Source organism: Hahella sp. NBU794 (genome assembly GCF_050749805.1).
In the GTDB taxonomy this organism is placed as follows: Bacteria; Pseudomonadota; Gammaproteobacteria; order Pseudomonadales; family Oleiphilaceae; genus Hahella.
In genome coordinates, this window is record NZ_CP192738.1 from 1,687,503 (window position 1) to 1,711,536 (window position 24,034).

Sequence of the window (24,034 nt, forward strand, 5' to 3'; positions counted from 1 at the left end):
CCTCAAGAATCCCAAATGGCGCCAAAGGCGGGAATGCCGCGGCTTTCCAGTTCATAAACAACGTTCCAGGTGACCTTTTTGTTTGAGATGCAGATAACCGCTTCAGCGCCGGTATCGCGATAAGCCAGATAGGCCAGTCTGGCGAGGTCGGGTTTGCCATGAGTGTCGGTGTCCCAGATCAAGGCGTCCGGGTGAGCCGCTTTGATGTCGTTAACCAGCTCATCGCCGTAGGTTTTGCGGGGATTGCGCGTCGCCCACACCAGCTTCGCCGGCACGCCTTGCGCAACCAAATGCGGCAGGCAGGGACCGATGCCGCTGCCCGTGGCGATCCATACCACCTTTTTGAACAGGGTTTCGATATTGCCGACCCCCGCGGTGGGAATACCCTTGACCCACACTTTGCGGGGCTGGTTATCGATAAACGCCCCGGTCCAGTCGCCAGCCCGGGATATGGCCAACTGAAAACCTTCCCGTCCCGGCAACGGAATATTGGCGAACGCATGCCACTCAAACAGCGGGTTCAAACTGAGATCCGTCGATGAGCCGGCGAAGGGCGTTACACCATAATTAAAGTCGGCGATGACGGCATGGTTCGAAGGTTTGTGGATGGTCACTTCCACTTTGCGCAGGCGCAGCCAGGGCGCCAGGATGCTGAGGGTCACCGCCGCCAGCGCCCACACCTGAGGCGAGGTCGCGAGCGCAGACGGCAACTCGCTGACAGGGTGCGCCGCCGCGCTCAGAATAAGCGTCTGCGCCCAAAACAGGAGGACGGACGCCCAACTGCCGAAGCGTGCGGAGAACTCGAACTGATCGTGATATTTGGCGCGCAGGTCGGGCAACGCGAGAATGATCATCAGAGTCAGTATGCTCAGATGAACAGACGCCAATATCGGTATCGACAAGGGCAGGGCGGCATAGCTTCCGAGCAGGCTGAAAACCGTGAACGCGGCGTACCACAGCGTACCGCAAAAGAACCCTCCGACATGGATTCCGCCAAAGTGATACACCTTGCCCATGGCCCAGCGCCATTTCAGCGGCCAGTGGGTGGGCATGCTGGTGGCGATAGCGAACAGCGCATTAACGACATACTGCTGTCGAATCAGAATGGCGATGGTGAAATTGACAAGGGCGCCGTTCAGCACGGTTTCCATCGGCAATTGGTCTATGCGCCAGCCGCCATTTGTCAGCCAGTACAGCGCGCCGATATTGAAGGCGGTCATCAGTACGGCGAGACGGTTATAAGGCATCACCTTCGGATGACGGGCCCATTTGTGCCAAGGATGTTGCTGCGGCATCTTGATGCGGGACAGGTCAATGTGCTTTTTCTGCGGCGGCGCCTTGGGCGCATATTGCAACGCCGTCTTGGATAAGGAGGCCGTCATGCCGGAACCTCCTGCGAGGCGGGGATATTCGCCAGCATTTCCTCCAGGCGCCTCTTATCGACCTTGCCCCGCGGGGTCATGGGGAACTCGTCCAGAGCCAGGACTTTATCGGGGATGCAGTAATAAGGGAGCTTTGCCGCGACGGCCTGTTTTACCAGAGCAGGATTGACGCTGGCGGGTTTGACGAAGGCGGCGAGGTCGCGGCTGGTGTGTTTGATCACCACCGCCTGCTGACATCCGGGCAGGGCTTCTATGGCGCAGGAAACTGAGTTCAGCTCGACCCGGAACCCCCGGACCTTGACCTGATCGTCAGTACGTCCCAAATGCTCCAGTTCGCCATTGTCCAGCCAGCGCCCAAGGTCGCGGGTGCGGAACATTTTGCCGCCGTTATCCAGAAAGGGGTCGTGGCGATAGCGGTCTTCATTGAGTACATCGTTGTTGATATAACCCGCTGTGACGCAGGCGCCGCCAGCCCACATTTCGCCCACTTCGCCGATGGCGCAGGGTTTTAGTGAATCGTTTAAGATGTAGACCGTATTGTTCGGCGTGGGGGCTCCGATGCTCAGCGGGCCCTGATCCGGCAGGTAGCGTCCCATGGTGTTCACAATGGTCACTTCAGTGGGGCCGCAGCAGTTATAGAACTCACAATAGCCGGCCCACTTTCTCGCCAGCGGCTCGGGGCAGGCTTCCCCCGCGACTGCAACTGCGCGGAGGTTGGGGCAGGAGGCGGGATCGAGTTTGCTCAAAATACTGGGGGTGGCGATCACCACATTGGCGCGGCTGATTGTTTCCTGAAAATCGCAGCCGCGGATAATCAATTCTCCACCGTGGGCGAGGGTGGTCAGGATCTCCCAGGCGGCCATGTCGAAGGCGATATTCAGGATCTGCGCGACTTTTTCTCCGGGTTGAATGCCCAGATCGCCCGGCGCGGTCAGCAGCAGGTTGCAGACATTGCCATGCGTGACTTTGACGCCGTTGGGCGCTCCGGTTGTGCCGGAGGTGAACAGCACGAAGCAGGCGTCATCTTCTTCTACGGTCGGAAAAGATGGGGGAATTGGGGCGCTATCGGCGCATGCACGGCGGCTCAGGATTTCATCGATACACAGGCGCTCGCAGTCTGGAGGAACCGGCACGCTGTCATAGAATTCAGAAAGGGTAAGCATCACCCTGGCGGCGGAGGATTGCGCGACGAGCTTTAACTGTTCCTGCGGGCAGATCTTCACGTCCTGAGGCACATAGGCAGCCCCTACCTTGAGCGTCGCCAGAACGCCAACCACCATGGGGATGGATCGACGTACAAACAGAGCGACATGGTCTCCTTTTTTTACACCCGCCGAAATCAAAACGCCTGCGAGAAAATCCACTTGCTTTTGCAGTTCGCCATAACTGATCTTTTCGCCCAGATGCTCGACGGCGGTTTGATCTGCAAAGGTCTTCATACTTTGTTCTATGGCTAAATATATATTGCTAAAGGGCGGCGTCTTATATTCGCCCTGGCCATATTGGATAAATTTTATTTGATCTTTGGGAGATAAACCTTGCAGAGGTTCTAAACGAAACTTCTGTATAGATTGGGAAAGTTCTGATTTTTGAATGACGGAAGCGGTGAAGTTCATAAGTCTCTCCTTCTATTTATCTTTTGACAAGGCGAAAGCAACCCTTCAAGCCTCGGTTCGCCTGATGTCAATGGACTATGATCGTTGTGAAACAAATGGATTAGGTGAAGCGGCGAATGTTCTCCGTTTCTTTATATATTTAACTTTTTGTTTAACTTTTATCTTTGAGATTAGTTCCCTTTGAAATGGGGAATTAATACTTTGATTACGACTTTTGTTGTTGGAAAAAGTTCAGAATAAATTGATGAAAAAGTATAAATAAATGAATTTTAAATAAGGTTATATCCAAGGGCTGATAATATATCTCGTAAATACAAGTAAACTTATCTGCAAGGGCGACGGGATTAGTCTGGGGTTGGAATGACGCTGGTAAGAAGGAGCGAAAGTGTTTGTTCTTTCTATGGCGTTGCGCTAAGGAATCTGATTAACGGCTTGAATCAAAAAAAATTTTTACCTTTGTACTACACTTGCTACGAGGTCGTTGTTTTTGCCTCAGGCGGAGGCGTGGGCGGCCGATTGTAAACCTGATAACCAAGTGTGGTACGAATGTCCTGGCTCACAAATGTCGGTCTTAGATATAAATTTTGGCTGGTCAATGCGGTTTCGTTCGGCATCATGCTGGCGTTGGTATTGGCTTCCATGCGCTTGTCTCATAACGGCGGTATTGAGCTGCTGGCGTCCGAGTTGAAGGTGGCGGTGCGCGCTCCCGCTGGGCAGACAGCCGGTCCCTTGCGCGTGTATGAACTGGATAAAGTGCCGGCTAATACGCTGCAGCGGGACGTCTTGCGCATGATTTCCAGCGACGCTGCGGCGCAACCGCGAATGCTGGTTCAGTCTTCGGAGAGTTTAATGTCGGACGAACCAGACAAGGTAGTGGCTTATCTGCGTGATGGCGGCAAGGTAAAAGTGGCTCTGGGCGACGCGCCTAGTCTATGGAAAGTATTTAAGGATCAGGCGCCGGCGTTCGCCGGGATTGTTTTTGTTCTGATGTGTCTGCTGCTGGTGGCGTCGCAATTACTGATCGCGTTTGTGGAGCGTCACGTCAATCGACTCAAATCCATCATGTTGCAGGCGCAGAGCCAGAGCGACCTGACGCTGCGGGTGCCGATCGAATGTGAGGATGAAGTGGGGCAAATGGCTTCAGCCTTCAATCAGATGCAGCAGACCTATCAGGAGGCGGTGCTGCAGATTCATAACGCTGTCGCTACGCTGCAGCAGGAAGTGGGATTGCTGGCGCAATATTCCACAAAGACCCGCGATCAGATGTCCCGTCAGGCTAACCAGACCGAAAGTGTGGCGGATTCCATGCAGCAGATGCTGGACGCGGCGCAGCAGGTGGCGCAGTACGCGGATGAGACGCGGGAAATGTCAGGCAACGCCGATGCGAAAACTGAATCCGGACTAAAAGAGGCGCAGGATTCCAAAGTCGCCATCGCTAAGCTGGCCAAATCAGTGGACTCGCTGGTCGATCTGACCAACCAGCTCAACGAGGACACACAGAAAATCCAGTCTTCCACCGGGGAAATCACCAGTATCTCCGAGCAAACCAACCTGTTGGCGCTGAACGCCGCTATTGAAGCGGCCAGAGCAGGCGAACAGGGAAGAGGCTTCGCCGTGGTGGCGGACGAAGTGAGAACCCTGGCCACCCGCGCCTACACCGCCAGTGAAGGCATCGACTCCATCGTCAACGCCATTCAGGATCTGGAGAAGAAAGTGGAGAAGGGCATTCTGGAGGGGAGGGAAGATGCGGAGCGCTGCCTCGCCGGCGCACAAAATACAGTTGGATTGCTGACCGGCGTGAAAGAGCTGGTGCGGGACATTCTGGAAAAGAACACTTTGATCGCCACCGCGGTCGAACAGCAGGGCGCGACGGTCGGCGCCATGAATGACAACCTGCAGGAAATGCGCAATCTCACCCGGGACACTTCGCAGATCGCCGGAGAAGTCGCGGCCAGCAGCAAATCCATCCACACTCAGGCCAATACGCTGGATCGTCTGGTGAAGGCGATGAAGGTGAAATAGAGACTGGGACGGCGAAAGTCGATAGTCGCGAAGAGGATAGGCGTCAGGGCAAAACCCGCTGCTCCCAAAGGCGGATTTCCTTGCGCAGGCTGCGCCAATCCGGCAACAACTGTTCCTGTAGCGCATAGAAACGAGGGCTGTGGTTCATTTCCCGCAGATGGCACAGCTCATGGGTCACCACATAATCCACCAATGACAGCGGAATCTTCACCAGATTCACATTCAGCGTGATCATGCCTTTGCGATTACAGCTGCCCCAATAACGCCGCATGAAGCGCAGGCGCAGGGTGGGTTGAACCACATTCCAGGCGGCGATGCGCTCATTCCATAAAGCCAGGCGCTCTTCTAACAGCGCCTGCGCCTGATTGCGATACCAGGTATTCAGGTACTTTTCCGCCTGGGCCGGGTTCTCTTGATAGCGACCGGGCAGACAAATACGTCCGTCCTCTGTCAACGCCAGGGAGCGTAAATTGGGCTGGTACGCCAGCCTGAACTCCGCGCCCATGAAATAATGGAGACTGTCTGTGGCGTAACCCGGGGCTTGCTGAGGCTGCGGCAACAGCGCCTGTTTGTGCTGCTGCATGCGAATCCAGTGAATTTTTTCCCCGAGCAGGCGGTGAATGTCCCGTTGGCTGACGCGCAATGGCGCGCGGACTTTGACGCTCTGGTCCCGATGCACTTCAATCACTACAGATTTGCGGCGGGAGGAGCGCAGCAGTTGATACTGCAGGTCCAGCGCCGGGTGCATGCACAGGTTGGTGGCGGAGGCGTTTTCTGTCATCGGGAATGGGGTCTCTCAAAGCTGCTGCCGGCATTGTAACCGCTAACGCCGTGGGACGGGATTACAATGCGCTCGGCGGTCTCGCCGCCGGGTATGTAAAAATACGGTGGTCCGGTTGATATATGGGCTTCCGACCCCATTAACCAGTCTCATTAACATGGAAATCCACTTTACAGCGGAAATATGACGCATATGCAAAATGACACGCATTCCAAAGCCATGGGATACATCCTGTGGATTTTCGGGTTTACCGGCTCTCATCGTTTTTACTATGGCAAACCCGTTACCGGCACTATCTGGTTTTTCACTCTCGGCCTGTTGGGCATTGGCTGGATTATTGACCTTTTCCTGATCCCCTCTATGGACCGCGAAGCGGATCGTCGTTTTAAAGACGGCTCCACCAGCTATACCGCGAGCTGGATTCTTTTGACCTTTTTGGGCTTTTTCGGCGTACATCGTTTTTACATGGGCAAATGGCTGACTGGCCTGTTGTATTTGGTCACGGGCGGTGTGTTTGGCCTGGGTATTCTCTACGACTTCTGGACGCTGAACGACCAGATTTCCGAAGTGAACGCTGCCTAAGCAGACGACGATCAGCCGTTTCTTGAATCAGTGGGCGGCTTGGGTCCGTCCACTGATGGCTACGCATTGTGGACGGCTTGCGCTGGCGCGGGCGAAGATGTTAGAACGAAACAAGAGGCGCTGAAGGGATGCGGGCGCAGGCTTAACAGTAGAAGAGGGTAGTACCATGCAAGAAGATAAAGATGATCTTTTTGCCGAAGAGATGTCAGGGGTCAAGCCGTTGCCCCGCCATAATCAGGCGGACGTCAAGAAAACCAAGGAAGAAACCCCGGGACAGGAGGTTCGCCGTAAGGCCGCCGTCAGGCATAAGCTATTGGATCTCAACTTTCTCAGTTCCGACGATCATGTCGAGATACTGAAAAGCAATGACCTGCTGGAATACAAAAAAGATGGCGTGCAGCATGGAGTGTATAAAAAGCTCCGGCTCGGCCAGTACCAGATCGAAGCGCGTCTTGATCTGCATCGCAAGACGGTGGAGGAAGCGCGGGTAGAGGTGTTCCAGTTTGTGCGCGATTGTCTGCGTTACGACTTGCGCACGGTGATCATCCTGCATGGCAAGGGCGACCGTAATCAGAATCAGGAAGCGATCATCAAGAGTTACGTCAATCGCTGGTTGCGGGAATTCGACGAAGTCCTGGCGTTTCACAGCGCACAAAAACAGCATGGCGGTTCCGGCGCAGTCTATGTTCTGCTGCGCAAAAGCGACCGTGAAAAGCAGAACAATCGGGAACGTTTTGGCTCCCGCTAATCTTTGAGAAAACGCAGCCGGCCAGAAGCCGGCGTCGTGTTTTCCGTCTACCTCTTACCGATCCGGCTTATTCTCACCACTTCGCGTAGTGATCTTCAGCGAATCCAGGCTGATCGATAATATCGATAGCTTCACCCTGGGCGGTGATAATGCGGCCGTTGTAGCTGCCGAACATCTGCCGGAAATTAGAGGCCAGCAGCCACAGATTGATTTTGTCGCGGCGGCATCCTCGCGGGGTGAACGTGAGGTCGATTTTTTTGCTCTCAGAGTAAACCCGCCAGGGCTGGAAAGGCTCGCGGCGGTTGAAGCGGAAACGCACCGGCTCCAGTGGATGCATCATGCCGTTCAACCACATGGCGTTCTCCGTCATGCCGGTTTCGTTGACGCCGTTGGCCAGATTCAGACCCAGGCGGCGGCCGGTGGAGTCCACGCCGCTGACGCAGGCCCACTTCCATACAGTTTCTCTGCGCATAAAGCCGCAGGACCAGTCAGAAGAGCCCATCATGCCCATATGCTCCAGCAGGTACTTGTGGCCTTTCCAGATTAGATGGCCGCTGACCGGCAGGCCGGCGCTTTTCTGGGTGTAGACCCAGCCGTTGTATCCAGCGGGGCAGCACAGGCGCAGGGGGTCCTGGCGCACGCCGAAATCCAGATAGGCGGAGAGTTGCAGCCCGCTTTGCAGTACGACGTCGAGTTTGTGTCCGGAAGGGAAGTTATTGAAATCGAACTCGCTTTTGCCGTTGCTGAAACTCACGTCGCCGTTGTCCGGGGTGACGCTAAACTGAGTTTTACGAGCAAGTGGCTGCAGGAAGCTGAATTCCTCATATTCGCCAGTCGCGCCGTTAAAGCAGTAGAGAAAGGCGTTGGAGACCCATTTCAGGTCAACGATGGCGACGCCGATAATCAAATCCTGACTGAGCAGGCCGAAGAACTGAAACTGGTTGAACTTCTTTTCCTTGAAGAAGGGGCTGACGGCCTGGTCCATGGGGGTGCGCAGATCATAATCCCAATAGTTGATCTGCCCGACGGGTTGGGAAAAGCGGCCCCATGCAGGTTGGCCGTCCTCGCCAATAAGAATGGGGGTGTGGAAGCTGGTCATATTGTCTCACATGGTTTTTTTTATGTTTTCAGGTGTTGTACGCCATGACAGAGGCTATTCCGTTTTCATTTTAATGTTAATTTAACGGGGTTAAATCTGTGATTCAGGTCCGATTATGTTAATGACGTTCTGTTACATTCCGCTCACTGACTTCTTAGAGACGATAAAAATAACAATCTTGGGAGGACGGAGATGCGGCGATTATATAAATGGCTGGCGGGAGCGGCGATGTTTTTACTGCTGACGCGATGGTCCTGGGCGGAGACTTATATCTACCTGACCAACAGCACGATGGAGACAGTCACTCTGAGCACCGCGCAAAGCGGTTACGACAACATCCGGGAGGGTGTGGAATGGGACCGGCTGGAGACGGAGATTCCGCCCCTGGCCACGGTAAAAATTCTGCGCTTCAACCGTGACCAGGGCATCAAGTGGGGTAAAACCTACTTCTTCGACACCACCGTAATGGGGCGCAATAGTACGGCGCTGCTGCGGCAGAAACTCGAAGGAACCTGGAATTTCAGCAAAATGTGGATTGCGGCGGACGACGACCCCTGGCGTTATGACCGCGACATTCACGCCATCCCCAGAGAGTTTGACGGGGTGGACAGCCACTTGGCGTATCGCTCGCAATACGCCAGACCTGGCGGAGACGACGTTTACTACGTCATTAACAATGACTGGACCCTCAGCGAACGCGTTCCGCAAAGCAATCACCTCAAAGTGCTTACCTATAATGCCTGGGCGTTGTTGCCGGGCCTGATGTCAAAGAATACCTCCAACCGGCTCGCCACCATGGCGGAAGCCGTGAAAGGCTATGACGCCGTGGTGTTTCAGGAGGTGTTCGACCCAATACTTACCGCGCGTTTTCGCAGCGACCTGCAGGCGGAATATCCGTACCTGACCGAGATTCCCTTCAAACTGGGGCGCATTCTGACGGGAGGCAGTTTTATCGCCAGCCGTTGGCCGATCCTGGAGCAGAACACGATGGTCTACGAAGGCTGCCGCAATGACGGATGCTTCGCCTCAAAAGGGGCCAATTACGCCAAAATCGATAAGGGCGGACAGATTTACCATTTGTTCGGCACGCATACCCACGCCTATACCGGGGAAGAGGATGTCGCTCTGCGGCGCTGGCATTTTCAGCAGTACAAAGCCTTTGTCGACAGCAAAGGGGCGGCGGCGGATGAGCCGGTCATCATCGCAGGCGATCTCAATGTGGATAAGCTCAACTTTCCGACGGAACATCAGGATATGCTGGCGATTCTGGACGTCGCTGATCCGCCGTCACAGAGCCAGTATCCGCATACCTATGATGGCGGCGTGAATACCTTCGCGGACTCCAAGTACACCGAATATCTGGATTACGTGTTGACCTCGAACGCGCACGTCGCGCCGGTGTACTCCCACAATCGAGTGCGCATTCCCCGTTTCATCGAATGGGAGCACTGGACGACCTGGGATTTATCGGATCACTTCCCTGTGGAAGGCGAGTTCGTCTTTCCGTTGCCAGCCTATCCGGTGGAATAGGGACGGAGGCCAGTCATGGCGCCGGCAGATCTTCGGTGAAGCGGCGCATGAAGGCCGTTTTGACATGGTCGGGCAGCTTGCCGTAACCGCTGTCCCGCCAGTCCTGCAGTAGCTGGAGGTAGTCCTGATCATCTTCGCGGCGGTATCCCGCGGCCATGGCGATGGACTTGGGCTTCAGGGTGGGCGCGGTGCTGTAGTCGGCGCCGGAAGGCGCGTCGCGGTTCCATAACATGTGGGATTCGCCCAGCTCGCCTTTGAATTGATAGAAGGCGTCGTCCGGCGGCAGCGCCGTCAGCGTGTATTCGATCTCTATTTGGCCGTGGGTCACATCCATGCCGCCAAGAAAGGGGCGATCTGCGCCATAGATCAGGTATTCCGCGTCATCCGGCGTCAATGCAGTGGCGGCGCGGCGTCTCTGTTCAGAGGGCGAATGGGGATACAGTTCGTTGGATGACTTGGCGATATCCAGCCTGATGCGGCCATCCTCCGGCAGCTCAAGATCCCGGTTCAGAATGTACGTGGTCAGATAGTCATGCTGCTGCAAGGTGATGGCGATAGGGCGTTGCTGGTCATTCAGCGCAATGGTGGCGGAGACGTACTGATCCGGGCTGCGCCAGTGACGGGTATCTCCCAGCAGGTTCAACATGATCGACTTCCAGCCCGGCATGCCCACCGGCAGCCCGGAATAAGCGAATGTCAGGTTGTAGGTGAGAAAGGTCCAGGTTTTGGCGTCTTCCAGCCCGACATTGTCGTAGTCGACCCGGCCGTAGGCGACCTGTCGACTCGTGTCGCCATCGCCGTCATAAAAAAAGCAGACGTCTGGATTGTAGGTGAATTTGTTGAGGGTTTCCGGGCTGACGTCCTCGCTGATCAGCGCGCCGTGTTTGTCATACAGACGGCCGTTGGCGATGTAGTCGCGATAAAAATCGATGAATAACGTCTGTCCTTCCGCCGCGAAAAAACGGGGCTTATAGCGCTCCAGCAGCTCTCTTTCCGGTGCGGAAGGCAGCGTGGTGCGTGGAGGATTGACGGAAAAATAGTCCAGAAAATCCGGCGTCATGGACAGGCGCTCGGCGAAGGCGAGGCCTGGGGATAATGTGATACAGACAAAGACAAACCGCTTGATTGCCAACGTCGGCTTCATGCTCAGCGAACTCCCTTAGCGCAAAGGTCTACCTGACAAAACATTATGTTTTAACTACGCGAACTATAAGGAAAAGTTTTGTGTGGCGCCACGGTTATAAGCGCGCAGAGCGAAAGTAAGCGCCTACATGTGAACTCCAGCGCTTTCGGTTACTACATAGACAAATGACCATTGGTCATTTAGTCTTTCGAGCATCATAACAACAAAATGCGAACAGGGCGTCTTTATGAAATTAACCGTGAACGGCGAACCAAGAGAAGTGGATGTGACGCCGGATACTCCATTGCTTTGGGTGATCCGCGATGAGTTGCGACTGACGGGAACCAAATTCGGCTGTGGCATGGGGTTGTGCGGCGCCTGCACTGTGCATCTGGATGGAGAGCCCATTCGCTCCTGCATTACTCCGGCGAGCGTGGCCCAGGAACGCAAGATCACCACTATCGAAGGCATTGGCGATCCAGACCAGCCCCATCCGTTGCAGCAGGCCTGGGTGGAGTTGAATACACCCCAGTGCGGGTACTGCCAATCTGGGCAACTCATGTCCGCCTGCGCCTTGCTGACGAAAAATCCTCAGCCTTCCGATGCGGATATCGACAACGCCATGTCCGGCAACATTTGCCGCTGTGGAACCTATCCCCGCATTCGCGCCGCCATCCATCAAGCAGCGGCGCAAATCAATCAGAACTCAAACCAGAAATAGAGGGGGAAGGGGCTATGGAGACCATTGCATTATCCCGTAGAGACTTGCTTCGGGCTTCCCTCAGCGCTGGCGGCGGACTGATGGTCGCTTTGCAGTTGCCTGGTTGCGCGTCCTTGCCGCAAGGGATGGAGACGAATTCGCTGCGACCCAACGCCTGGTTGGAGGTCACGCCGGACAATCGCGTTATTCTGACTCTGGACCGGGTGGAGATGGGGCAGGGAACCTACACGGGCATGTGTACGCTGCTGGCGGAAGAGCTGGATGTCGATCCTGCCTCCATCGAAGTCGTGTTTGCGCCGGTGGATTCCGCCTACGAACAGCCTGATTTCGGTCTGCAAATCACCGGCGGCAGCACCAGTTTGAGCAGCAACTGGGTGCGATTGCGGGAGGCGGGGGCCATGGGGCGAGCCATGCTGGTCGCCGCCGCGGCGCAGGTCTGGAATGCGCCGGCGTCATCAATCATCACCGAGCATGGCGTCTGTCGCTTGCGCGAAGGCGGCCCATCGCTGAGTTATGGCGATTTGGCGGAACTGGCGGCGCGGCAGCCCACGCCGACTGACATTACCCTGAAGTCGCCGGCGGATTACCTCTACATCGGCAAGTTCAATCAACGACTGGACGCTTCCTTGAAAAGCTTCGGCCGCGCAGACTTCGGCATCGACGTGCAATTGCCTGATATGTTGTATGCGGTGATGGCGCGGCCTCCCGCGACGGGGGGCGCTTTGCGCACGCTGGACGATCAGGCGGCGCGGAATATGCCCGGCGTGGTGGCGGTCATACAGGTTCCCCGTGGCGTCGCCGTAGTGGCGGATAAATACTGGCGCGCCCGTCAGGCCCGGGACAAGCTGAAGATTGAATGGGACGCCGGAGAATTGGGAGAGCTGGATACCGCGTCGGTCTTTGATCTCTACCGGCAAACCCTGGACACGGAAAGCGGAGATACCGTTCGCAGCGAGGGCGATGTCGAGAGCGCATTGGCGTCAACTTCAGAGAGAGTGACGGCGGAGTATCGCGCTCCGTTTCTCGCCCACGCCACAATGGAGCCGCAAAATTGTACGGTCTGGTTTCGGGACGGGCGTTGCGACGTATGGGCGCCCACTCAGGGGCCCGACGTGGCGCGGGCGGTGGCCAGAAGAGAATGTGGCTTATCCGCCTCCGACATCCATATTCACACCACGTTTATCGGTGGTGGGTTCGGGCGTCGTCTGAGCCAGGATTTCGTTGGCGAAGCCGTTTCCATCGCGCAACATTTCGATCGCCCGGTGAAATTAATCTGGTCGCGAGAGGAAGACATTCAACATGACTTATTTCGACCCGCGTCGCTGCACCGACTGACCGCGGCGTTGTCGCCAGGGGGCGAGGCGCTCGCTTGGACTCATGACATCGCCGCGCCGCGGGTGATTGATCATTACGCGAAAGAAGCCGCAGGGGCGGTCGCTCCGACATGGGCGCCGCAAGCCATGGTGCGCATGGCCGCAGGCGTGGCGAAAATGGTCACGCCGGATCAGAGCGCTTATGAGGGCGCGGAGGATGTCCCTTACGCGATTCCCCACATCCGCGTGCGCCATATGAAGGCGGACTCTGGCGTTCCTATCAGTTATTGGCGCTCGGTCGGCCATTCTTTCAACGCTTTTGTGGTGGAGAGTTTTATCGATGAGCTGGCGCATCATGCCCGTCAGGACCCGTTGGCCTATCGGGAACAACTACTGCGTGATCATCCACGCCATTTAAGAGTGCTGCGCGCGGCGGCGCAGAAGGCGGACTGGCATGGTGCGCTGGCGCCAGGCAGAGCGCTCGGCGTGGCCTGCCATAAAAGCTTTGGAACCTATGTCGCGCAGGTGGCGGAAGTGTCTGTGGAAAACGACGCTATCCGGGTGCATCGGGTCGTATGCGCCGTCGACTGCGGATTGGCGGTGAATCCTGATACGGTGATCGCACAAATGCAAGGCGGCGTCATTTTCGGCTTGACAGCGGCTCTGTATGGGGAGATAACCCATATTCAGGGTGCGGTGAGACAGTCAAACTTTCACGATTATCCGGTATTGCGCATGAATGAAACCCCGGAAATCGATGTGGTTCTGGTTGGTGGTGACGCCGCTCCCACCGGAGTAGGAGAGCCGGGAACGCCGCCCATAGCGCCGGCGGTGGCCAATGCCGTATTCAGGCTGACCGGACGACGCTTGCGCGACCTGCCGTTGCGGCTGAAAACATGAATATAGCCGGGAGATTATAATAATTATGGGATGGTTGGTGCTGGCCGCAGGACAGAGCCGCCGCTTCGGCGCGGACAAACTGACGGCTAAAATGAGAGACGGACGTGCGCTGCTGGCGCACACTCTGGCGGCGTTGACGGCGACGGAGCAACCGGTGCTGGTAGTGGTCAGACCCGGACACAACGCCGTCACTGCATTGTTGGATCGCCTTGACGTTCCCTATACGGTTTGTCCCCACGCGGAGGCGGGTATGGGCGCCTCATTGGCCTGGGGAGTGTCGCAAGTACGGGACTGGATGTTCTGCGGCGTGGCGTTGGCGGATATGCCTTACATTCGCGCGAGCACGCTGGCTGCGCTGCATGAGCGTGGAGAAGAAGAGCGCATCATCGCGCCTTTCTACCACGAGCGGCAGGGACATCCGGTAATTTTCGGACGCCGCTTTTACCCGCAATTGATGGCTCTGGGCGGCGACGCCGGAGCGAAGTCGGTGTTGCAGCGATACAGCGATGCGTTATTGCGTTTGGACGTGGAGGATCGCGGGGTGCTGTGCGATGTGGATACCCCGGATGATATCCATGAAGCGCGGCAGGAAGGGGTGGCTTACTCTTTGCCCTGAACCCGCTTTCGCTGTCTGAGCCCTGTCTCGCGCATCCCGCGGGACAGGGCAAGCTCATTGGGCGATGGTCGCCCGGCCTTACATTTTTGTCCGACTTACCAGGGCAACAATTCCCCATTCGCATGCCAGAACTTCCCTGAGTTCTCCAACGTCAGTTCGTCTATGCGTGCGGCCAGTCCCTTCGCTGATACGTCGGGAGTGATATCGCCGGAATGCCCGGTCATGTCCGTAATAACATAGCCCGGATGCAGCAACGCCACCGCTACGCCGCGACTTTTCAGGTCCAGCGCCAGAGATTTACCAATTGCGTTGAGGCCCGCCTTGGACATGCGATAACCGTAGTACGCGCCGGAGCTGTTGTCTGCCACTGACCCCATGCGACTGGTGATCAGTCCTACCTTGGCGCCTTTATGCAGGTTTTCCATCAGCGCACTGGTTACGCGCAGCGGTCCCAGCGTGTTGATTTCGAATTGCGCGCGCATGGTGTCCCAGTTGGGGCTGGGCAGCGTTTCATGGTGCAACAGGCCGGCGTTGTTGATGAGAATATCGACGGCTTGTCCCGCCAGGGCCTGACGAATCTGTTCCACGCATGCGTCCTGGCTGATGTCGATATCGGTCAAAACGGTCACGTTCAGTTGTTGTAACTCGTCGGAAGCGCGTCGGCAGATGGCGGTGACTTTATCGCCCCGTTGGCTGAAAAGACGCGCCAGTTCCAAACCGATGCCGCGATTGGCGCCGGTAATGACGACGTGAGCCATGATGTGCTCCTTGTATCCTTGATGAATGGAGGGTTCCCCTGGGAGATGGGGACGCCCCGCAAAGGATACAAGGCGCGATGCGGTTATTTGGCGGCGAAGCGGACCAGGCGTTCGCTGAGACGTTGCACCCGGGAGGCGGCGGCTTCGTCCGTGATGGCGCCTTCCGCGTCGATGACTTTGTTAGCCTGCCCAAGCGCCACTTGCTCAGGCATCATCACGCAACCGATGCCGGACAATATGGTTCTGACCATCGGCAGAGCGCGAATGCCGCCCAGGGTGCCGGGAGACGCCGCCAGTAACGCGACCCACTTATCTTTAAACGCCGCCATGGAGGGCTCGCCTTCCAGTGGGCGCGACACCCAGTCGATCATGTTCTTTAGAACGCCGCTGATGCCGCCATTGTATTCGGGGGAAGACAGAATGAATCCGTCGTGAGCTGCGAGAATCTGCTTAAGCTTGAGCGCGTTCTCCGGCAGGCCGGATGCGCTTTCTATGTCTCCGTCGTAAATGGGCAGGGGATAATCCGCCAGGTCCAGAAAGGTCACCTCAGCGCCAGCGGCTTCCGCATAGCGACCCGCCGCGCGCGCCAGTTTCTTGTTTAGAGAATCTTTACGCAGACTGCCAGCGAAAACGAGAATTTTGGGTTTACTCACATCGACCTCCTTAGTTGAGTAGATTTCTCGAAGAATACCGACGCAGACGGCTTCTCTCCACCTCTAAATTTCGCCGCCCGGCGACCGGGAGTCTGATCGTATTACGATAAATTTGATTGATTTGTAATCTGATAATGTGGTTCAGATATCCACACATCCTGTGGATATCTCTTTGGAAAACGATGGGAGCCCTTTATTTCGTAGGGATTGCGGAGATTTTGGTAATTTATGATCAGTGTATTTTTTAGACTGACTGCTTGTCGCTTTTCTATCCAACGGCACAGGTTGCAATATCCGGAGGATTTGGAAATGATTCAACCCGGATAAAACATTAAGGAGACCCAGTTGTGAAACCTGTCGCTGAAGCCTGTTTGCGGAATCAGGCCCCGATCGCCGAGGCGGTGCGAGAGCCGTTCGCCAATGTGAAAACAGTATTGGAAATCGGCGCCGGCACCGGGCAGCACGCGGTGTATATCGCTGAGCGCATGCCTCATCTGCAATGGTTGCCGACGGATCTGGCGGAGGCCTTGCCGGGGATTTGCGCCTGGGTGGAGGAGTCGGGTCTGGATAATCTTTTGCCGCCCAAAGCGCTGGATGTGACGGCTGGGGATTGGGGACTGACTGAAATCTTTGATGCGGCTTATACCTCGAACACGTTGCATTTTATCGGGTGGACGCCTGTGGAAGCCTTGTTTGCGGGCGTCGCCAAGCGCTTACGCGTGGGGTCTCCCTTTTGCGTTTATGGGCCGTTTAATGAAAACGGAGCATTCACCAGTCCGGGCAATCAGGGTTTGGATGAGTGGGTGAAAACCCGCGATCCTGACGCAGGACTGAAGGATCTGGCGGACATTGAAGCGCTGGCGTTGCGCTATGGTTTCAAGCTGGAAAATCTCAAGCGGCTGCCAGCGAACAATCTGTTGCTGGTATTTTGCTTTGAAGGGTGAAGGGAGGAAGAGAAAGAGGAAGGGAGGAAGATAAAGAGAGTGCGCTTGCGGCGGAAAGGCCGGCAAGCGTTGATCAGTCCGGCGAGTCCAGACGCAAACGGGCGCTGACTTTGGCGTCAGAGGGGACAAACACCTGTTCCTGTGGCGTCATCAGCTCCGCATAGCGTTCCGGGGTGGCGTGAGCGCGTTGTTCTGCGATGAATTCTCTGAAGTCGATCACTTCCAGAATTTCTTCTTTGCCATAGCGGGCGAGCATGTCTCCACGTAGTCCCAACTGAATGGCGCGGCGCTCGCATTTGGCTCCGTTCGGCGTATGATCCGGGTCCCATTGCAGACGCACGTTGGAATTTTGCACGGCTTCCTGCCAGGCTTCCTGAGTTGGGAACTCTTCCGGATTGTAGGAAGAGGGAATCGCCTGGCTCAGGATGTCTTCGAAGAACTGTCTGCGTATTCTCAGGCCCAGCACTACCTCCTGGCCTTCCTTCATGCCCCATCCGCAGCGATACATCATCCACAGAAAGTTGGGTTTAATCCAACTCATGCGGGAGTAGCTGTACGCGCCGCCGAAGCGACCGTGTTTGATGGCGTACTCGCCGATTTCCGGTCGATAAGCCTGATAAACGATGAGTGTGTCTTGATCCTGATGCGCCAGAATATGTCTGCCGCTGGCGGGCCAGAGAGTGGTCTGTTCGAGGTAGGGTGTGGTTTTAATACCTTTGATTTTCATTTTTCACTTCCTTAGTGATGTAGTTATTTCTCCTATTGCCGAATTTAACCGGCGGTGAGAGCGCATAGGTTAACCGAAGCGAAGGCGCGCGCCAACTGCGGCGCCTTCGCTTGATCGCGGCTCAGACTCCCGCTGCTTTCTCCAGCTCGGCGATGCCTTGTTCGATGTAGTCCAGCAACCGCTGCATGGACGGCAGGGTTCTGCGGCAGGCGGTGAAGCCGAACTCCAGCTGGTCGCGATAGCTTACCAGCGTGATGTTCAATGCGGCGTAATCCACCGGGATTGATACCGGATACATGCCTTCCAGACGCGCGCCATTCCAGTACAGCGGCTTGTCCGGGCCGGGCACGTTGGATATCACCACATTGAACGCCTGCCATTTGGGCGCGAGGCCTGTCAGCAGATTTAAGCCCGAAGGCGCCAGGGTGAGGGCCGTGTAATTGACTGCTTCTTCCGGCGTCATCTGACGAAAGCGTTCTTTGGACTCCCGCGCAGAAGCCTGGGTCACCGCCAATCGACGCACCGGGTCGGCGATGTGGGTGCCGAGGTTGGCCAGAATCATGGCGATTTGGTTGCCGCTGTCGCTGTCATCCTGGCGGATGGACATGGGCGCCATGGCGATCAAGGGCTGATCGGGCAACGCCTGGCGACTGAGCAAATAGTTACGCAAAGCGCTGCCGCACACCGCCAGCACCACGTCGTTGACCGTGGCCTGGAACGCCTTGCCGATCGCCTTAAAGCGTTCCAGCGCGTAGGACTGGGCGGCGAATCGGCGTGAGCCGGTAATGCGCTGATTGAGAATGCTTTGCGGCGCGCGGAAGATCAGGCCAGCGCCGCTGTCATCGCGGGCTTTCAGCAGGTTCTTGCCCAGTTCTCTGACCAGCGTGGGGACCGTGGCGATTTGTTTGCTGGCGCCTTCCACCAGTTGCGACAGACTGTGAACCAGATCGCCGGCAGTGGGGGCGTGCGCCTCGCGAGCTGGTCTGGCGTCTTTTGATATCGCCCAGATCGGCGGCATCTCCGTCGCGGTAGGATCGAAAGAATACGATTTCACGCACATGCGCATGGCGGCGACGCCGTCCAGCATACAGTGATGCGCTTTGTAGTACACCGCGAAGCGGCGTCCGCGAATGCCTTCAATCAGATGGCATTCCCACATGGGGCGCTCACGGTCCATCAGGTTGCTGTGTTCTGCGGAGACATGCGCGAGCAGTTCCCGGATGCGGCCGGGCTTGGGCAGCGCCTCATGGCGGAAATGGTGCTCAAGATCAAACTGGGCGTCAGTATCCCAATAGTAACGCCCCCAACGCTGGCGCAGGCGGCGGTTGAACGGCGGCTGCGGCGTGGCGTAGGCGCGCAGTTGCTGCGCCAGCTCCGTCATGTATTTGGCGTCGGCGTCGTCAGGGAAACTGAAAATATGGAGACCGCCGACATGCATAGGCTGTTGGCGCTTTTCCAGCCAGAGGAATATCTGGTCGACTGGACTGAGTGGGGTCATAACGTCTACTTCCTGGTGTGATGTGCTTTTTAGTTGTTATGCAAATTCGTTGTTATTGAATTTAATCGTCACGGCAAATTAACTGCCGCTACAAAGCCTGTAGCCAACCCTGGAGTTAAAGCTAAGTCTTTGAGACGGTTCAGTTTGGCGGAAGCCGGAACGGCTGACAACTGCTATCGCAGCCCGCAAGCGGCTGTATCTCGCTTGCGGGAAAACGGGAGACTGGCTGGGGGGTCAATTTTTAGGTTTGAAGGGGTCGTTATCCTCCTCGTCGTCCTCTTCAATTTCCTGCAGGCTGAGAGAAAAGCCGCTGCTGGGCTTCTTGGCCGCCAGTTCTTCGGGGCCGGCGTCCTCAACTTTTTCATCGCCCAGGCTGGTGGGAACTTCCACCCCGGCGTGCAGTTTGATGCGCAGACGCAGGTTGTTGGCGGAGTCGGCGTTTTTCAGGGCTTCCTCCACGCTGATTTTTTCCTGTTGCACCAGCTTGAACAGCGCTGCGTCAAAGGTTTGCATGCCTATGTTTTCCGACTTCTGCATGATCTCTTTGATGCCGTCGATATCGCCGCGCAGAATTAGTTCACTGACTGTGGGCGTACCCAGCAGAATCTCGATGGCGGCGGTGCGCTTGCCGTCAATCGTTGGCACCAGACGTTGAGAGACGAAGGCTCTTAGGTTCAGCGACAAGTCCATCAGCAACTGATTACGCCGCTCTTCCGGAAAGAAGTTGATGATGCGGTCCAGCGCCTGGTTGGAGTTGTTGGCGTGCAGAGTGGAAATACACAGGTGCCCGGTTTCCGCGAAAGCCAGCGCGTGCTCCATGGTTTCCCGGTCGCGGATCTCGCCGATCAGAATCACGTCCGGCGCCTGCCGCAGGGTGTTTTTCAGCGCGTTATGGTAGCTGCGCGTATCGACGCCCACTTCCCGCTGGTTGATGATGCTTTTCTTGTGCTTGTGAATGAACTCCACCGGGTCTTCGATAGTAATGATATGGCCGCCGCTATTGCTGTTGCGGTGATCGATCAGCGCCGCCAGAGAGGTGGACTTGCCGGAGCCGGTAGCGCCGACGAACAGAATCAGACCCCGTTTCGACATCAATACTTCTTTCAGGATAGGGGGCAGCCCCAGGCTGTCAGCGTTGGGAATATCGGTCACGATATTACGGGCGACGATGGAGACTTCATTGCGCTGTTTAAAGATGTTGACCCGGAAACGGCCAACCTGGGGAATGCTGTACGCCAGGTTCATTTCCAGCTCATGGGCGAACTGCTCACGCTGCTCTTCATCCATGATGGAGTTGGCGATTTCCATGATTCTGCCCGGCGGAATAGGGGTTTTATCGATGGGTTTCAATTTACCGTGAAATTTGGCGCAGGGCGGCGCGCCGGTGCTCAGGTAGAGGTCGGACCCGTCATTCTTGGCCAGAACGGTCAGATACTGGTTGAATTCCATGCAGAAGTCTCCCGAAGTGATGTCCGGTTGGTTTGGAGCATTGTCGACTTTTTGATTTTTTTCAAAGGGCGCGTCTTTAACAGATAGACGAAAATTATCCTTCCCGCCACCACAAAATGGCCTATTGAGCGGCGCTTGCCGCTATGTAAATCTACGGCCTGTTGCGGCTGAGCTTGCAATGATTTTTCGCAGACTGCAGAAACAGGGAGCGTAAAGTTAGAAAAGTTGGCTGTATGACATATAGTTTTTATAACGCATGATTTTCCCGGGGAAAGAAATCAACGGCTCATGCAGCTAATTCGCTACTCTATCAACTTCGTTCTGTTGCTTGCGCTGTATTACCTGGGTGGTCGCCTGGGATTGCTGCTGGATGTGTATTACGGCGGCGTAACGCCATTGTGGCCGCCCTCAGGGCTGGCGCTGGCGATGATTTGGTTCAGCGGCTGGCGCTGGGCGCCGGTCATCATCGTAGGCGAATTGCTGTCGGCGATGACCTTGCATCAGTCGATTCTCAACGGCGTTATCGGCGGCATTGGCCAGCTCAGCGAAGTCGCCTGTGCGATGCTGATGATCCGTTACTTTGGCATCACCCCTTATCTCAGCAGCGTCGGCGACAGCCTGCGCTTCATCGGCCTGGCCGCCTTGCTGGCGCCGCTGTTCGGCGCGGGATTAGGCGTGGCGGGACAACTCTCCAGTGGACTGATCACTCCCGAACAGGCCGGAGCGACCTGGATGACCTGGTGGCTGGGCGACTCCATCGGCATCATGATTGTCACTCCGCTGATTCGATTCTGGTGGATAGAGCCGCCGTCCGGCTATCGTCTGGTGTTGCGCTGGCTGACTCAGACTTCCTGGGTGGCCATGTTCTTCACCGCCGCCTTCGTGATTATTCCCGACAAGGCGTGGACCCTGTTTTTTCTGTTGCTGCCTTATGTCGTCTATACCTCCATCACCCTGGGTAAGCAGGGCGCGAGCCTGAGTCTGGTCGCGCTGGCGGCGCTGGTGTTGGGCGAGGGCGCGCAAGGCGTCTCCAGCGACTTTATGATCAGTGTGAAAATGGCGTTCGTTGGAACCTGCACCTTGCTGGCTTATGTGGTGACCGCCAACTTTGAAACCAATCGCACCATCCGCAGCATGCTGGCCACGGAGCGCAACCGGCTGCGGACCACGCTGATGTCGATCAGCGACGGCGTGATCAAAGTCGATGAACGCGCCCATGTAGTGTTTATGAATCCCATGGCGGAGCAGCTGACTGGATGGAGCGAGCGCGCGGCCATGGAGAAGCCCTTCGTGGTGATCTGTCCTCTCAAAACGTTGAAAGAGCCTGGGCATCCCGCAAATCCGGTGGAGTTTTTCCTGGCGCAGACGCAACGCGATGCGCAGATAGAGAGTTATGCCTTTGAGTCCGCTGAAGATGGCTCCCGAACCCTGGAAACCCGCATTCGCCGGGTCGTCGGCGGTGGAGGACGGGGCGACCGACTCAGCAACGGCGCCGTGATCGTGTTGCGGGATATCAGCGATGAAGTGCGGTTGCGTCGGCAATTGGAGCATCAGGCGTTGCATGACCCGCTGACCGATCTGCCCAATCGCCGTGCTTTGGACAATTATCTGCACCGGCTGTTAAGCGAGAACACCAACCATCTGGTGTCGGGCCTGCTCTATATCGATCTGGACCAATTCAAACTGATTAATGACACCTGCGGCCATGAGGTGGGCGATCTGTTGCTGAAAAAGCTGTCGTCCCTGTTGCGCAAGAATACGCCGGAGCGCGGCATGCTGGCGCGCATCAGTGGCGATGAATTCGCGCTGGTGATTGAGGGCGTCACCGAAGCGCAAACGCTGGCGGTGGCGGAGCAGGTGCGACAGACCATTTCACACTGTCAGTTGGCCTACGAGGATCTGGTGTTTTCCGTGGGCGCCAGCATTGGCGTCACCTTTATCACGGATCAGGACAATAGCCGTCAAGCGGTGCTGTCCCGCGCTGATATCGCCTGTTATCAGGCCAAGGAAAGCGGGCGCGACAGAGTCAGAGTCTACCATGCCGGCGATACTGTCATGATGCGTTATCACGGCGAACTGGAATGGTTGTCGCAGTTGAAAAACGCTATCCAGATGGGACAGTTCGAGCTGTACCAGCAGGGCATTTTCTGTGTGGATGAAAACGGCGATGCGGTGGACATGCCGGGATGTGAAGTGTTGATTCGCCTGCGGCGACAGGATGAGATGGTCAGTCCTGGCAGCTTCATTCCTGTGGCGGAGCGTTTTGGGTTTATGCCCATCATCGATCGCTGGGTGACGGAAACCCTGTTCCGACGCATGTCCAGCAGCGTGGGGCTGGAGTTTATCTATAACGTTAATTTAAGTGGCGCCACATTTAACGATCATGGCTTCTTCAAAGAGGTGGAAGGCTGGGCGGAGAAGTATCGCATCGATCGCTCCCGTGTCTGCTTTGAAGTAACGGAGAGTGTGGCGTTGGCCGATATCGCCCAGACGCGGGAGATAATCCGCAGCATGGCGCAGAAGGGATACCGCTTCGCCTTGGATGACTTTGGCAGTGGTTCCGCCAGCTATGGCTATCTGAGCGAATTGCCAGTGAATTACGTCAAGCTGGACGGTGGTTTCGTACGTCGGGTGCTGGAAGATCCGTCTGCGGAAATCGTGATTGAATCTCTGGTCAAAATCGCCCGCTTACGCAGCATGCATTGTATCGCCGAATGTGTGGAAAGCCGGGATATCGCCTGCCGCATGGTGAAGTTGGGGATTCCGGTCTTGCAGGGCTTTTTCTATGACCGACCTCAACCCATGGGGCCGGTCACAAAAAACGAGGGGAAGTGAAGGGCGTGGATCTTGGCGGCCAATGATGACCGCCAGTTTCCGTCAATCAGCACTTAGAATGTTTCGCTGACTTCCGCAGCGTTATGCTCCATGATCTGGGGCGCGCCGTACACCGCCACCTGATCGTTCAGGTAAATCAACTCGACGCGACGGTTCTTCTCATGGTGAGAGGAGGTCAGCAACGGCTCGCGGCTTCCCCAGCCGAAAACTTCCACCTGCTCGGGGCGAGCGCCGTTGTTCAACAGGTAATCCGCTACACGCTGCGCACGCTCTGCAGAAAGTCGCTCGTTGTAAGAGGCCTGGCCGGATGCGTCAGTATGTCCGTGTATTTGGATTTGGTAGTTAGGGTGCACGCTAAGAAAATCCGCATGCTGTTTCAGCGCCGACATATCTTCCTGGTTCAGATTGGATTTCTCCAATGGGTAGAAGATAACGCGGGGTTGAGGTGGTTCGACGTCTGCGAACTGGTTCGCGCCGCCATACTCTTTTTCCAGGGCTGCGGCTGTTGCGTCGTCAAGTACTAGAACAGTCATATCATTTCCCTCCGTGGTCGAGGCGCTTGTTACTTCGGTTGTTGTGCTGTCAGAAGTTGTTCCTGCAGCGTTTATTGTTTCAGCGGCGTTCGATGTCGTTATTTCTGGGTTGTCATCGGCCTGGGATAAACCGTAGCTATACAGCTCATCGGCTTCCGAAGTTGACACATCCCTATTATTGTCGGCGACTTCCACGTTATGGGC

The 24,034-nt window shown here is 56.3% G+C and carries 20 protein-coding genes; 9 read left to right on the top strand and 11 right to left on the bottom strand.

From position 1 onward, the window contains the following. Window positions 1-2 precede the first annotated feature (2 nt). Window positions 3-1,382 (bottom strand): hypothetical protein, encoded by a 1,380-nt coding sequence (locus tag ACQYWX_RS07635; protein WP_431688389.1) that lies wholly within the window; start codon window positions 1,380-1,382, stop codon window positions 3-5. Continuing rightward, a complete protein-coding gene (locus tag ACQYWX_RS07640; RefSeq protein WP_431688390.1) occupies window positions 1,379-2,821 on the bottom strand; it encodes an AMP-binding protein in 1,443 nt (480 codons plus the stop codon). Before ACQYWX_RS07640 ends, ACQYWX_RS07635 begins: the two co-directional genes overlap by 4 nt. Window positions 2,822-3,544: 723 nt before the next feature. On the opposite strand from ACQYWX_RS07640, the gene ACQYWX_RS07645 reads away from it, so the two are divergent. Then, a complete protein-coding gene (locus ACQYWX_RS07645; protein WP_431688391.1) occupies window positions 3,545-5,020 on the top strand; it encodes a methyl-accepting chemotaxis protein in 1,476 nt (491 codons plus the stop codon). 43 nt (window positions 5,021-5,063) lie between these two features. Here the strand turns inward: ACQYWX_RS07645 and ACQYWX_RS07650 are convergent, their stop codons facing one another. After that, window positions 5,064-5,801: a M48 family metallopeptidase gene (locus ACQYWX_RS07650; RefSeq protein ID WP_279503346.1), complete on the bottom strand. Its 738-nt coding sequence runs from the start codon at window positions 5,799-5,801 to the stop codon at window positions 5,064-5,066. A gap of 192 nt (window positions 5,802-5,993) precedes the next feature. Here ACQYWX_RS07650 and ACQYWX_RS07655 point away from each other — a divergent pair, with 192 nt between their 5' ends. Then, entirely contained in the window at window positions 5,994-6,383 is a 390-nt protein-coding gene (locus ACQYWX_RS07655) for a TM2 domain-containing protein (protein WP_279503348.1), read from the top strand. Between the two features lie 166 nt (window positions 6,384-6,549). Further along, entirely contained in the window at window positions 6,550-7,131 is a 582-nt protein-coding gene (gene smrA, locus ACQYWX_RS07660; protein WP_216734842.1) for a DNA endonuclease SmrA, read from the top strand. 73 nt (window positions 7,132-7,204) lie between these two features. Here smrA and ACQYWX_RS07665 read toward each other — a convergent pair whose 3' ends face one another. After that, window positions 7,205-8,230 carry a DUF2804 domain-containing protein gene (locus ACQYWX_RS07665; protein ID WP_216734841.1) on the bottom strand — a complete coding sequence of 342 codons (1,026 nt, stop codon included), beginning with the start codon at window positions 8,228-8,230 and terminating at the stop codon, window positions 7,205-7,207. A gap of 192 nt (window positions 8,231-8,422) precedes the next feature. Between ACQYWX_RS07665 and ACQYWX_RS07670 the strand changes: the two genes are divergently transcribed. Continuing rightward, entirely contained in the window at window positions 8,423-9,760 is a 1,338-nt protein-coding gene (locus ACQYWX_RS07670; protein WP_431688392.1) for a sphingomyelin phosphodiesterase, read from the top strand. A gap of 13 nt (window positions 9,761-9,773) precedes the next feature. On the opposite strand, the gene ACQYWX_RS07675 is transcribed toward ACQYWX_RS07670, so the two are convergent. Then, window positions 9,774-10,904, bottom strand: coding sequence for a hypothetical protein (locus ACQYWX_RS07675; RefSeq protein WP_431688393.1), 1,131 nt, complete (start codon window positions 10,902-10,904; stop codon window positions 9,774-9,776). Window positions 10,905-11,130: 226 nt separating this feature from the next. Here ACQYWX_RS07675 and ACQYWX_RS07680 point away from each other — a divergent pair, with 226 nt between their 5' ends. From ACQYWX_RS07680 to ACQYWX_RS07690, 3 genes are read left to right on the top strand one after another with little or no spacing between them, the layout of a single operon-like run. Beyond that, window positions 11,131-11,604, top strand: coding sequence for a (2Fe-2S)-binding protein (locus ACQYWX_RS07680; RefSeq protein WP_216734838.1), 474 nt, complete (start codon window positions 11,131-11,133; stop codon window positions 11,602-11,604). Between the two features lie 14 nt (window positions 11,605-11,618). Next, window positions 11,619-13,817, top strand: coding sequence for a molybdopterin cofactor-binding domain-containing protein (locus tag ACQYWX_RS07685; RefSeq protein ID WP_431688394.1), 2,199 nt, complete (start codon window positions 11,619-11,621; stop codon window positions 13,815-13,817). Between the two features lie 25 nt (window positions 13,818-13,842). Further along, window positions 13,843-14,433 carry a nucleotidyltransferase family protein gene (locus ACQYWX_RS07690; RefSeq protein WP_431688395.1) on the top strand — a complete coding sequence of 197 codons (591 nt, stop codon included), beginning with the start codon at window positions 13,843-13,845 and terminating at the stop codon, window positions 14,431-14,433. Between the two features lie 95 nt (window positions 14,434-14,528). Here ACQYWX_RS07690 and ACQYWX_RS07695 read toward each other — a convergent pair whose 3' ends face one another. Both ACQYWX_RS07695 and ACQYWX_RS07700 read right to left on the bottom strand, forming a co-directional pair. After that, the gene (locus tag ACQYWX_RS07695) at window positions 14,529-15,191 is read right to left on the bottom strand and encodes an SDR family oxidoreductase (protein WP_216734836.1); all 663 of its coding nucleotides are present in this window, start codon (window positions 15,189-15,191) and stop codon (window positions 14,529-14,531) included. A gap of 83 nt (window positions 15,192-15,274) precedes the next feature. Then, complete coding sequence (locus ACQYWX_RS07700) at window positions 15,275-15,844, bottom strand: NADPH-dependent FMN reductase (RefSeq protein WP_431688397.1); 570 nt, start codon at window positions 15,842-15,844, stop codon at window positions 15,275-15,277. 347 nt (window positions 15,845-16,191) lie between these two features. Between ACQYWX_RS07700 and ACQYWX_RS07705 the strand changes: the two genes are divergently transcribed. Next, window positions 16,192-16,788 (top strand): DUF938 domain-containing protein, encoded by a 597-nt coding sequence (locus ACQYWX_RS07705; protein ID WP_431688398.1) that lies wholly within the window; start codon window positions 16,192-16,194, stop codon window positions 16,786-16,788. Window positions 16,789-16,861: 73 nt separating this feature from the next. Here ACQYWX_RS07705 and ACQYWX_RS07710 read toward each other — a convergent pair whose 3' ends face one another. From ACQYWX_RS07710 to ACQYWX_RS07720, 3 genes are all read right to left on the bottom strand, one after another. Further along, window positions 16,862-17,515 carry a DUF4291 domain-containing protein gene (locus tag ACQYWX_RS07710; protein WP_431688399.1) on the bottom strand — a complete coding sequence of 218 codons (654 nt, stop codon included), beginning with the start codon at window positions 17,513-17,515 and terminating at the stop codon, window positions 16,862-16,864. A 121-nt stretch (window positions 17,516-17,636) separates the two neighbouring features. Next, the gene (locus tag ACQYWX_RS07715) at window positions 17,637-19,013 is read right to left on the bottom strand and encodes a WS/DGAT/MGAT family O-acyltransferase (protein WP_431688400.1); all 1,377 of its coding nucleotides are present in this window, start codon (window positions 19,011-19,013) and stop codon (window positions 17,637-17,639) included. A 234-nt stretch (window positions 19,014-19,247) separates the two neighbouring features. Continuing rightward, window positions 19,248-20,462, bottom strand: a complete 1,215-nt coding sequence (locus ACQYWX_RS07720) for a PilT/PilU family type 4a pilus ATPase (RefSeq protein ID WP_216734831.1) — start codon at window positions 20,460-20,462, stop codon at window positions 19,248-19,250. A 288-nt stretch (window positions 20,463-20,750) separates the two neighbouring features. On the opposite strand from ACQYWX_RS07720, the gene ACQYWX_RS07725 reads away from it, so the two are divergent. Then, complete coding sequence (locus tag ACQYWX_RS07725) at window positions 20,751-23,297, top strand: EAL domain-containing protein (protein ID WP_431688401.1); 2,547 nt, start codon at window positions 20,751-20,753, stop codon at window positions 23,295-23,297. A 53-nt stretch (window positions 23,298-23,350) separates the two neighbouring features. Here the strand turns inward: ACQYWX_RS07725 and ACQYWX_RS07730 are convergent, their stop codons facing one another. Further along, on the bottom strand, window positions 23,351-23,830 hold the full coding sequence (locus ACQYWX_RS07730; protein WP_431688402.1) for an OmpA family protein: 480 nt from the start codon (window positions 23,828-23,830) through the stop codon (window positions 23,351-23,353). Window positions 23,831-24,034: the final 204 nt, after the last annotated feature.